General features: G+C 73.6%; 10 protein-coding genes. 6 read left to right on the top strand and 4 right to left on the bottom strand.

Features of this window, described 5'->3' with window-relative positions; all coding sequences use genetic code 11:
- A partial coding sequence (locus ACRDP3_RS02295) for an AraC family transcriptional regulator (RefSeq protein WP_431515100.1) occupies positions 1–912 on the bottom strand: 912 nt, incomplete at its 3' end.
- A 107-nt stretch (positions 913–1019) separates the two neighbouring features.
- On the opposite strand from ACRDP3_RS02295, the gene ACRDP3_RS02300 reads away from it, so the two are divergent.
- Together ACRDP3_RS02300 and ACRDP3_RS02305 are read left to right on the top strand one after the other, a co-directional pair.
- A complete protein-coding gene (locus ACRDP3_RS02300; protein WP_431515101.1) occupies positions 1020–1610 on the top strand; it encodes a TIGR03086 family metal-binding protein in 591 nt (196 codons plus the stop codon).
- Between the two features lie 157 nt (positions 1611–1767).
- Positions 1768–2796 carry an NUDIX domain-containing protein gene (locus ACRDP3_RS02305; RefSeq protein ID WP_431515102.1) on the top strand — a complete coding sequence of 343 codons (1029 nt, stop codon included), beginning with the start codon at positions 1768–1770 and terminating at the stop codon, positions 2794–2796.
- Positions 2797–2828: 32 nt separating this feature from the next.
- On the opposite strand, the gene ACRDP3_RS02310 is transcribed toward ACRDP3_RS02305, so the two are convergent.
- Positions 2829–4226, bottom strand: a complete 1398-nt coding sequence (locus tag ACRDP3_RS02310) for a dipeptidase (protein ID WP_431515103.1) — start codon at positions 4224–4226, stop codon at positions 2829–2831.
- A 179-nt stretch (positions 4227–4405) separates the two neighbouring features.
- Here ACRDP3_RS02310 and ACRDP3_RS02315 point away from each other — a divergent pair, with 179 nt between their 5' ends.
- The 3 genes from ACRDP3_RS02315 to ACRDP3_RS02325 all read left to right on the top strand — a co-directional run bounded on the left by ACRDP3_RS02315 (position 4406) and on the right by ACRDP3_RS02325 (position 7915).
- Positions 4406–5656 carry a geranylgeranyl reductase family protein gene (locus tag ACRDP3_RS02315; protein ID WP_431515104.1) on the top strand — a complete coding sequence of 417 codons (1251 nt, stop codon included), beginning with the start codon at positions 4406–4408 and terminating at the stop codon, positions 5654–5656.
- Positions 5657–5954: 298 nt separating this feature from the next.
- A complete protein-coding gene (locus ACRDP3_RS02320; RefSeq protein ID WP_431515105.1) occupies positions 5955–7253 on the top strand; it encodes a sensor histidine kinase in 1299 nt (432 codons plus the stop codon).
- Positions 7250–7915 (top strand): response regulator, encoded by a 666-nt coding sequence (locus ACRDP3_RS02325; protein WP_431515106.1) that lies wholly within the window; start codon positions 7250–7252, stop codon positions 7913–7915. Before ACRDP3_RS02320 ends, ACRDP3_RS02325 begins: the two co-directional genes overlap by 4 nt.
- On the opposite strand, the gene ACRDP3_RS02330 is transcribed toward ACRDP3_RS02325, so the two are convergent.
- Together ACRDP3_RS02330 and ACRDP3_RS02335 are read right to left on the bottom strand one after the other, a co-directional pair.
- The gene (locus ACRDP3_RS02330) at positions 7876–8154 is read right to left on the bottom strand and encodes a DUF6332 family protein (protein WP_431515107.1); all 279 of its coding nucleotides are present in this window, start codon (positions 8152–8154) and stop codon (positions 7876–7878) included. The two genes, ACRDP3_RS02325 and ACRDP3_RS02330, sit on opposite strands and share 40 nt — an antisense overlap.
- Positions 8155–8361: 207 nt before the next feature.
- Complete coding sequence (locus ACRDP3_RS02335; RefSeq protein ID WP_431515108.1) at positions 8362–9624, bottom strand: MFS transporter; 1263 nt, start codon at positions 9622–9624, stop codon at positions 8362–8364.
- Between the two features lie 17 nt (positions 9625–9641).
- On the opposite strand from ACRDP3_RS02335, the gene ACRDP3_RS02340 reads away from it, so the two are divergent.
- Positions 9642–10508 (top strand): ROK family protein (locus ACRDP3_RS02340; RefSeq protein ID WP_431515109.1); only part of this gene is annotated, 867 nt, incomplete at its 3' end.

Consider the following 10508-nt stretch of genomic DNA (forward strand, 5'->3'; position numbering starts at 1 on the left):
GCGCCGGCCTGGCTCCGGGAGCCCGGGCGGGCCGGGTCCGGCCGCGGCCCGCGCGTACTCCGCGGGCGGGACGCCCACGGTCGCCGTGAAGTCCCGTACCAGGTGAGACTGGTCGCTGTAGCCCAGCTCGTTCGCCAGCCGCGCCCATTCCACGTCCGGCTGTGCGGCGGCCCGTTCCAGCGCGTCGTGGAAGCGGTAGCGAAGGATCACCCACTTGGGAGAGACACCGACACAGGCGGCGAAGAGCCGCTGCAGGGCCCGTACCGACAGGCCCTCGCGGCGGGCGAGTTCCTCGACCCGGGTGATCGTACGGTCGGTGCGCACCCGGTCGGCCAGCTGCATGGCCCGGTCGACGGCGGGGTCCGGCACCGGACCCAGGCCGAGCAGGAACGCGTCCAGGGCGGCGACGCGCCCGTCCTCGTCCGTGGCCGACAGCACGTGGGCGGGCACGTCCACGGCGGTGGGGAAGATGTCGCCGAGGGGATCCCGCCGCCCCGTCAGCGCCGCGACCGAACCACGGCCCCGGGTGGTGAGGAAAGGGCGGAAGCCGCCGGGCCGGAACTGGATGCCGCACACCCGGCCCGCGCCCTCCAGCGTGGTGGAGAAGAGCCCGAGCCCCACGCCCGCGACCTCCGCGACGGGCGGCCCGGCCCCGTACCGCTGGAAGACGATGTTCACCGACGGGTGCGGCACGACCTGTGAGACGTAGGGTTCCTGGAGGTCCCAGTCGATCAGCCAGTAGTGCTCCACGTACGGGCGCAGCTGCGCGAGGGCCGCGCGGCGCCTGAAGCGGACCCGGGCGAGGAGCTCCGAGGCGTCGACGATGCCCCGGGTGTCACGGCGCGGCCCGTCCGGGGCGTGCTCGCCCCGCTCGCCGGACCCGCCGGGCTCGCCTCCTGGGCCGGGTGGCATCAGTGGACCCTGCTGACATGCGGAGCTGCCATGACGGCGATTCTATGCGGCACCGGCGTCGCGTTTGTTCAATCCGGGGCGGGCGTGGCCGCCGTAGCGTTCCGAACATGACAAACGATTTCGGCCAACTCCTGGACGGCGCCGCCCGCACGGCCCTCCCCGTGGTGCGCGGGGTGGCTCAGACCCAGCTCGGGGCGCCGACGCCCTGCGACGAGTACGACGTACGCGCCCTGCTCAACCACCTCTTCAATGTCGTGGTCGGCTTCCAGGCCCTCGCCGCGCGGGGAACCGCGGACTTCGCCACCACCCCCGACCGCCTCGGCGACGACGACTGGCGCGCCCGCTTCGCCGAGGAGACCGCGCGGCTGGTCGAGGCCTGGTCGGCCCCCGACGCGCTGGAGGGCACCTCGCAGGGGATGGGCCTGCCGCAGCGCACCGTGGGAGAGATGGCGCTCGGCGACCTGACCGTGCACGCCTGGGACCTCGCCCGTGCGACCGGGCAGGACTTCACCCCGTACGCACCCAGTGTGCCGGTGCTCAACGAGGGACTGGCGGCGCTGGCGCCGATGGCGCGCAAGATGAACGTGTTCGGCGAGCCTTTCCCGCTTCCCTCCGGTGCCTCGCCCTTCGAGGAAGTCCTCGCCGTCACGGGGCGTGATCCGGGCTGGAGCCCTCCCGGCCTTGCCGCCCCCGCCTGATCCCCGACGCGGCCGTCACCCACTCAAATCGCCCGAACCGTACGCGAATCCGCCGCGCACGCCGGCGTTTTGCGATGGCGCGGCCCCGGCGCGTTTCCGCGACAGGGTTGAGCGGGCAGCGTGAGACGGGGGGCGACGGCAGAGGGGGAGACGGACCGTGATCGTGTGGCTCAACGGCGCCTTCGGCGCGGGCAAGACCACCGCGGCGCACGAGCTTCTGGACCTGCTTCCGGGCAGCACACTGTGCGAACCGGAATTCATCGGAGCGGGGCTGCGCACCATGCTCCCCAAGGAACGCCTCGCGGGGATCGGCGACTGCCAGGAACTGCCCTCCTGGCGGCGGCTCGTGGCCGACACCGCCGCCGCTCTGCTGACGGAGGTGCCGGGTCCGCTGATCATTCCGATGACCCTGCTGAGACAGGAGTGGAGGGACGAGATATTCGGCGCCCTCGCCGCGCGCCGGATACCGGTGTGCCATGTGCTGCTGCGCACGGAGGAAACGATCCTTCGCGCACGTACCGAGCAACGGGGGGTCACCGGCGAGGAGTCGGCCCGCGGCGCCGGGCACCGGCATCTGCCGGCCTACCGGGCCGCCCTCGGCTGGCTCACCGCGGACGCGCACACCGTGGACACCGCCGGTCTGACGCCGCGGCAGACCGCGGAACGCGTCGCCGATGCGCTGGGCGAGGGGTCCGGAGCCCTGGAGATCGTACAGACCCCCGAACCCACCGCGGAGACCGTCGCCGCCGGGGTGCTGCTCTTCGACGAGCGGGACCGGGTGCTGCTGGTCGACCCGACCTACAAACCCGGCTGGGAGTTCCCCGGCGGCGTCGTCGAGCCCGGTGAGGCGCCCGCGCGGGCCGGAGTACGAGAGGTCGCCGAGGAGTTGGGGCTGCGGCTGGCGGCGGACCTGCGGCTGCTGGTCGCTGACTGGGAGCCGCCGAAGCCTCCTGGCTACGGCGGCCTGCGGCTCCTCTTCGACGGAGGCCGCCTCGGGGCCAGAGACGCCCGTGAACTCCTGCTGCCCGGCGCCGAGTTGCGCGACTGGCGCTTCGTCACCGAGGCCGAGGCCGCCGAACTGCTGCCGCCGGTACGTCTCGACCGGCTCCGAGGGGCGCTGCGCGCCCGTGAGACCGGATGCCCCCGCTATCTGGAGGCGGGCGTCCCGGTCGGCGCGGAGCCCTGATTCCCCGCCGGGCGGCCGGTGCCGGTGCCCGGTCAGACCCGTTGCGCGTACCCGTGCAGGAAGAGCGCCTCCGCGACCGACATCCGCTCCAGCTCCTCCGGTGAGACGCTCTCGTTGACCGCGTGGATCTGCGCCTCCGGCTCGCTCAGCCCGATCAGCAGGATCTCCGCCAGCGGGTAGAGAGAGGAGAGGGTGTCGCACAGCGGGATCGAGCCACCCTGCCCGGCGATCTGCATCTCCGCGCCGTCGTAGGCCGTCCGCAGCGCCTCGGCCATCGCCGTGTAGGCGGGGCTGCCGGTGTCCGCGCGGAACGGCTGCCCCTGGCCGACCACCTCGACCGTGATCCGGGCGCCCCACGGCACGTGCGACTCCAGGTGGGAGACGAGCAGTTCGGTGGTCTTCGCGGTGTCCGCGCCCGGCGGCACCCGAAGCCCGATCACCGCCCGCGCGCTCGCCTGTACGGAGGGGGTGGCGCCCACGACGGGCGGGCAGTCGATGCCCAGCACGGTGACCGACGGCTGCGCCCAGATGCGGTCGGCGACGCTGCCCGAGCCGGTCAGGCCGACACCGTCCAGCACCTTGGCGTCGCGACGGAAGTCCTCCTCCGGATACGCCAGCCCCTCCCAGCGGGACCCGGACTCCACGCCGTCGATGACCGTGCCCCCCTCGGCGTCGCGCACCGAGTCGAGGGTACGGATCAAGGCGGCGAGGGCATCCGGGGCGGCGCCGCCGAACTGGCCGGAGTGCAGATTGCCCGCCAGCGTTTCCACGCCCACCCGGAGCACCGCCATCCCGCGCAGCGAGGCCGTCACCGTGGGCAGACCCATCCGGAAGTTGCCCGTGTCGCCGATGACGATCGAGTCGGCCGCCAGCAGCTCAGGGTGCGCCTCGGCGTACTGCTGCAGCCCGCCGGTGCCCTGCTCCTCCGAACCTTCGGCGATGACCTTGACGGTGACCGGCACGCCGCCGTTCTCCCGGAGCGCGCGCAGCGCCAGCAGGTGCATGATGAGGCCGCCCTTGCAGTCGGCGGCGCCGCGTCCGTACCAGCGGCCGTCGCGCTCGGTCAGCGTGAACGGCGGTGTGTGCCAGGCGGCTTCGTCCAGCGGCGGCTGCACGTCGTAGTGCGCGTAGAGCAGCACGGTGGGGGCGCCGGCCGGGCCGGGCAGCAGACCGTAGACGGACTGGGTGCCGTCCGGGGTGTCCAGTACGGCGACGTCCTCGAAGCCCTCGTCGCGCAGCGCGCCGGCGACCCAGCTCGCCGCGGCCTCGCACTCGCTCCGGGGGAACTGCGAGGGGTCGGCCACCGACTTGAAGGCGACCAGCTCGGCCAGCTCGGTGCGGGCCCGCGGCATCAGGCCGGCGACGGTGGCGGCGACGGCGGCGGTGCGGTCGGCCTGTCCGGGTTCGCCGGGTGCTGTGCTGAGATCCATCGAGAACGCTCCTTGTGGGTGCGATGTCGGACGCCTGGATGCGCGAATTGCGCGGACTGTGTGCAGTACACGCGTACGAGAGATGTCGCCGATACTCCCACAGCGGGGTGGGCGAGCCGTCCGCCGTAGGATGCGAAGGGCGACAGCGGAGCCGAGTTCGAGCGGAGCGGAAGCACATCGTGAGCAGCGAGGACGCAGCCGGAGGAGCGGACCCGGGCGAAGCCCGGGGTGACGACGGGGACAGCACGGTCTGGGACGTGGTCGTGGTCGGCGCCGGCCCGGCCGGGGCGTCCGCGGCCTACGCCGCGGCGGTCGCAGGCCGCCGGGTCCTGCTGCTGGAGAAGGCCGAACTGCCGCGCTACAAGACGTGCGGCGGCGGCATCATCGGGCCCTCGCGCGACTCCCTGCCGCCCGGCTTCGACCTGCCGTTGCGTGACCGCGTGCACGCCGTGACCTTCTCGCTCAACGGCAGAATGACCCGCACCCGGCGCTCCCGGCAGATGCTCTTCGGGCTGGTCAACCGCTCCGAACTCGACGAGTCCCTGGTCGAGCACGCGGTCAAGGCCGGGGCCGAGGTGCGTACGGGCGTCACCGTTTCCCGCGTCGAACAGCACGGTCCGGCCGTTCCCGACCGTCGCACCGTCGCCGTCGTGCTCGCCGGCGGAGAGCAGCCCGTGCTCGCCCGCGCCGTGGTCGGGGCGGACGGCAGCGCCAGCCGGATAGGAGCGCACGTCGGCGTCAAGATGGACCAGGTCGACCTCGGCCTGGAGGCGGAGATCCCGGTACCCTCCAGCGTCGCCGAGGACTGGGCGGGCCGGGTGCTGATCGACTGGGGGCCGCTGCCCGGGAGTTACGGCTGGGTGTTTCCCAAGGGGGACACCCTCACCGTCGGGGTGATCTCGGCGCGTGGTGAAGGGGCCGCGACCAAGCGCTATCTGGAGGACTTCGTCGGCAGGCTGGGGCTGGCCGGGTTCGAGCCGAGCATCTCCACCGGGCACCTGACCCGTTGCCGGGCCGGGGACTCCCCGCTCTCCCGCGGCCGGGTGCTGGTCTGCGGCGACGCCGCCGGGCTGCTGGAACCGTGGACGCGTGAAGGCATCTCCTTCGCCCTGCGTTCCGGGCGGCTGGCGGGGGAGTGGGCGGTGCGCGTCGCCGAGTCGCACGACGCGGTGGACGCCCGCCGGCAGGCGCTGAACTACGCCTTCGCCATCAAGGCCGGGCTGGGCGTGGAGATGGGAGTCGGGCGGCGGATGCTCAACGTCTTCTCCCGCCGCCCCGGCCTGCTGCACGCCGCGCTGACCGGCTTCCGGCCCGCCTGGAACGTCTTCGCGCGCTTCACCCGTGGCGCGACCTCGATCGCCGAGGTCGTACGGACGCACCCCGTGGCCCGCCGCGCCCTGGACACCCTGGACCGGCCGCAGGCCGGATAACGAGAGCAGCCCACACCGGGCACGGCCGATGCCGCCTCCGATCCCGCGCCCGTAACCGCGCCGTTCCTGGCTGAATCGGTCGCCGCCTGGGCGCGGTTGCCCGGCTGCTGAGCTCCGAGCCCTTCGGACGGTTCGAGCGGGTGAGCGAGCCCCGGGCCGCCTTCTTCGACCACTCGGTCGTCAGGCTCGCCCGTGGCGTCGGCTTCGCCTGACCGGCTCCGGGTACTCCCGGGGAAGTAGCCGAGATGACCGCGTACGGCCGACGCCGCCGGGTGCCGTCCCGGCTAGCGTGACGAGCATGAAACGCCCCCTCCGGCCGCGCGGCTCCACCGGTCCGCACCGGCACCCCGCCGGCCCTCCCTGGCCGGGCTCCGAAGGCCCGCCCGGGCGGCGCTGGCCGGAGCGGCCCCCCGACCCCCGGCGGCTGCCGTGGCTGACCTCGCTGGCTGTGCTCGTCATCCAGCAGGTGGGGTCCCAGGCCGCCGCGACCGGTCAGGCCGGATCGCGGCTGCCGCTCGACGTCTACGCCCATCTGCTGCTGGCGGTGGGGCCGTTGCTGCTGGTGCTGCGGCACCGCGGCCCCGGTACGACGGCATTCGGAACCGCTGCCGTCGCCACGGTGTACATCGGCGCCGGATACCCCTACGGCCCCGTCTTCCTGAGTGTGGCCGTCGCCTGCTTCGGCGCTGTCGTCGCGGGCCGCCGCCATGCCGCCTGGGGCGCCCTGGCACTCGTCTGGGCGGGACACCTGGTCATCGGTCATCTGCTCTATCCCTGGCTGCCGCCCGCCGGTGACAGCGCGCCCGGCTGGGCACCCGAACTCGTTGTCGCCGCCTGGGTCGCGGCCATCGTCGCCGCCGGCGAACTCGCGCGCACCCGCCGCCAGGAGTGGACGCGGCGCCGCGTCGCGGAGGAGGAGGAAGAGCGGCGCCGCGTCGACGAGGAGCGGTTGCGCATCGCCCGCGAACTGCACGACGTGCTCGCCCACAGCATCTCGGTCATCAACGTGCAGGCAGGTGTCGGCCTCGCGCTGCTCGATTCGGACCGTGAACAGGCCCGCACCGCGCTCACCACCATCAAGGCCGCCAGCAAGGAGGCCCTGGGTGAGGTACGCCAGGTCCTGGACACCCTGCGCGCCCCCGGCACCGCGCCGCGGACCCCCGCACCCGGCCTCGACCGGTTGCCGGAGCTGACCGGCCAGGCCGCCGGCGCGGGATTGCGGGTGACCATCGAGACCGAGGGCACCCCGGCACCGCTCCCGCCCGGAGCCGACCTGGCGGCCTTCCGCGTCATCCAGGAGGCACTGACCAACGTCGTGCGCCACTCCGGCTCCCGCGTCGCGCGCGTGCGGCTGTGCTACGGATCCGGCGAGCTGCGTCTCCACGTCGACGACGACGGACCGGCGACAGGGGACGACGGGCCCACCGGTGGCGGCAACGGCCTGGTCGGGATGCGTGAGCGGGCCGCCGCGCTCGGCGGCGGCGCCGAGGCGGGGCCGCGCGCGGACGGCGGATTCCGTGTCACCGCCCGTCTTCCGCTGTCCCCCGCCGATACCGTGACCGGTGCGGCCGACGCCGCCGCGAAGGAGACGCCGTGATCCGCGTAGTGCTCGCCGACGACCAGTCGCTGGTCCGTGCCGGATTCCGCGCCCTGCTGGACGCGCAGCCCGGCATCGAGGTCGTGGGCGAGGCCACCGACGGCGAGAAGACCTTGAGCATGGTGCGTCAACTGCGGCCCGATCTGGTCCTGATGGACATCCGCATGCCGGTGCTGGACGGTCTTGCCGCCACGCGCCGGATCACCGGGGACGCGGAGCTGGCGGAGGTGAAAGTGGTCATGCTGACCACGTTCGAGCTGGACGAGTACGTCTTCGAGGCGATCCGCTCCGGAGCCTCCGGCTTCCTCGTCAAGGACACCGAACCGGAGGAGCTGGTACGTGCCGCGCGGGCCGTGGTCGAGGGCGACGCGCTGCTCTCGCCCGGGGTGACCCGGCGCCTCATCGCGGAGTTCGCGGCGCGGTCCAAGGAACCCGCGGCCGCGGAGTCGCTGGCGCAGCTCACCGAGCGGGAGCGTGAGGTGATGGCGCTCGTCGGCATCGGCCTGTCCAACGAGGAGATCGCCCGCCGCCTCGTGGTCTCACCGCTCACCGCCAAGACCCACGTCAGCCGCGCCATGGTCAAGCTCGGCGTCCGGGACCGGGCCCAACTGGTCGTGCTGGCCTACGAATCCGGCCTCGTGCGCCCCGGCTGGCTGGGCTGAGCGGAGGACGGCCCGGCACGCCGTTTCGGGAGCAGTACGCACAGCACCCCGGTGACGAAGACCGCGCCCGAACTCAGCATGGCGAACAGCAGCCAGGGGCGCGGATCCGGCACCCCGGCGAGGTGACTGCCGCCCGCGACGGCGAGGAAACAGAGCCCCGCCAGCACCGTGCCGGTGAACAGCGCGAAGCCGATCTCCACCGTCACCGCGTCCCGCTCGGCCTGCGTACGTGTCCCCATGGCCCCGGCCCCTTCCATGGCGTCACCGCTGCAACGCGGCGGACTTCCCTAGCCGTTCGGGAATCTTCCCGTAGGACGCCGCATCACACGCTGAGGTTGTTCGAGGTCTATGCGGGCAACAGCTCGGAGGCGGACTGCACAGGACACTGACCCTCGGCTGACGACGTGCCGGGGGCGCGGGACAGTGCCGTGCCCCCCGGGTGCGGCTCAGTCGCCGGCCGCGCCCCGTGTGACCAGCGCGACCGCGGCGGCCACCGCCGCGAGCAGAGCGACCGTGGTCAGCGCGGCCGGCAGGGAGAACCACTCCGCCAGGAAACCGATGGCGACCGGCCCGAGCAGCATGCCGCCGTATCCGAGGGTCGAGGCGGCGGCGACGCCGCTCGGGCCCGCCAGGGCGCCCGCGCGGCCGATGGCGACGGGGAAGATGTTGGCCAGCCCCAGTCCCGTGATCACGAAGCCCGTGAGCGCGAGCCACACGGTCGGTGCCAGCGATCCCAGCAGCATGCCGGCGCTCGCGGTCGCACCGCCGAGGATCAACGCGCGGCGCTGGCCGAGCCGTTCGAGCAGGGCCGTGCCCGAGAGCCGGCCGATGGTCATGGCCAGCGCGAAGACGGAGTACCCGGCAGCCGCCGCTCCGGCACCCGTGCCCAGATCGGCGGTGAGGTGCAGTGCGCTCCAGTCGGCGAGCGCGCCCTCCCCGTAAGCCGTGCACAGCGCGATCAGCCCCAGCACCAGGACCAGGCGCCGTGTGCGGCCCGCCATGGTGCGGGCACCCGGCGGTCGGTGCTCCTGTCCCGGCTGCGGCGGCCCGTCCTGTCCTGGCCGGCGGAGGGGCGGGTTCCGGTACCTGAGGAGCCTGCGGCCCGCCGGCGCGGTCAGGGCCAGCCCCAGGACGGCGAGCAGCAGCAGATGCCGGGCCGGCGTCAACTGCCCTGCCACCAGGCCGCCGAGACCGGCGCCGACCATGCCGCCGAGGCTGAACGCGGCGTGAAAACTGGGCATGATGGGGCGGCGCAGTACGGCGATCAGTTCGACGGCGGCGGCGTTCATCGCGACGTTCAGCCCGCCGTAGGCGGCGCCGAAGACGAGCAGGACGAGACCGAGGGTGAGGGCGGAGTGGGTCAACGGCGGCAGCGCGACGCTGCACGAGAGCAGGACACCCGCGGCCACGGTCACGGCGTGCGTACCGAAGCGGTGGCACAGTCTTCCGGTGAGCATCATGGTGATCACGCCGCCGGCCGAGACGCCGAGCAGAGCCAGCCCCAGCGCGCTGGGGGAGGCCCCGGTCTGCTCCTTGACGGCGGGAATACGGACCACCCAGCCGGCGAAGAGGAAGCCGTCGAGGGCGAAGAACGCGGTGAGCGCGGTACGGAGGAGGCGCTTGTCCGGGTCCGGAGGGACAGGCCGGGAGTGGCTGCCGCGCCCCATCGCACCGGCAAGCGCCGACCGTATTTTGTTTGGTGTCGGCACAAAGCGAGAATAGAGGGGTGACCCCGACGCGTACAACAAGGCTGGAGAGAGGCCGCACCGCCCTCGGTCCGGCGCTGGAACTCGTGCACACCGGACGGGCACCCACCCGGGCCGTGCTCACCGCCGAGCTCGGCGTGACACGGGCCACCGCCGGGGCCGTCGCCGCCGAGCTGGAGACGCTCGGGCTGATCACGGTCGATTCCCGGCCGGGCGCCGCGGCGGGTACCCAGGGCCGGCCCTCGCACCGGCTCGCCGTGAACCCGGACGGCCCCGTCGTGCTGGCCGCGCAGGTGCATGCCGACGGTTTCCGCGCCGCACTCGTCGGCCTCGGCGGGCATCTCGTCGCCACCGCGCCCGGCTGCGGAACGGTCACGGCCGACCCGGCTCACGTGCTCCGCGAGGTGGTCGAGGTCGGTGCCGGTCTGCTGCGCGAAACCGGACGCCGCTGCGTGGGAGCCGGACTCGCGGTGCCCTCCTCCGTCGCCGAGCCCGACGGCACCGCGCTCAATCCGCTGCACCTGGCCTGGGAGGCGGGCGCCCCGGTGCGCGAGATCTTCACCCGCAGCCTGGCCGACGCCCGCATCCCCGGTCCGTCCGGTCAGACGACGGCCATCGGCTACGCGGCAAACGACCTCAACCTCGCCGCGCTCGCCGAGCACCGGCACGGTGCGGGGCGCGGTGCCCAGCACCTGCTCGTGGTGGGCACCGGCCACCGTGGCGTGGGCGGCGCCCTGGTGCTGGAGGGCAGGCTGCACACCGGGAGTTCGGGCCTCGCGCTGGAGGTCGGGCATCTGACCGTCGACCCCGGGGGCCGCCCGTGTCACTGCGGCAGCCGCGGCTGTCTGGATGTGGAGACCGACCCGCTGGCGTTCCTGGAGGCGGCC

This window comes from Streptomyces sp. (assembly GCF_050698815.1).
In the GTDB taxonomy this organism is placed as follows: Bacteria; Actinomycetota; Actinomycetes; order Streptomycetales; family Streptomycetaceae; genus Streptomyces.

Bases quoted from the DNA above. Each gene is read 5' to 3' on its own strand.
- ACRDP3_RS02330 (WP_431515107.1), bottom strand. From the start codon at position 8,154: ATGGGGACACGTACGCAGGCCGAGCGGGACGCGGTGACGGTGGAGATC.
- ACRDP3_RS02320 (WP_431515105.1), top strand. From the start codon at position 5,955: ATGAAACGCCCCCTCCGGCCGCGCGGCTCCACCGGTCCGCACCGGCAC.
- ACRDP3_RS02310 (WP_431515103.1), bottom strand. From the start codon at position 4,226: ATGGATCTCAGCACAGCACCCGGCGAACCCGGACAGGCCGACCGCACC.
- ACRDP3_RS02300 (WP_431515101.1), top strand. From the start codon at position 1,020: ATGACAAACGATTTCGGCCAACTCCTGGACGGCGCCGCCCGCACGGCC.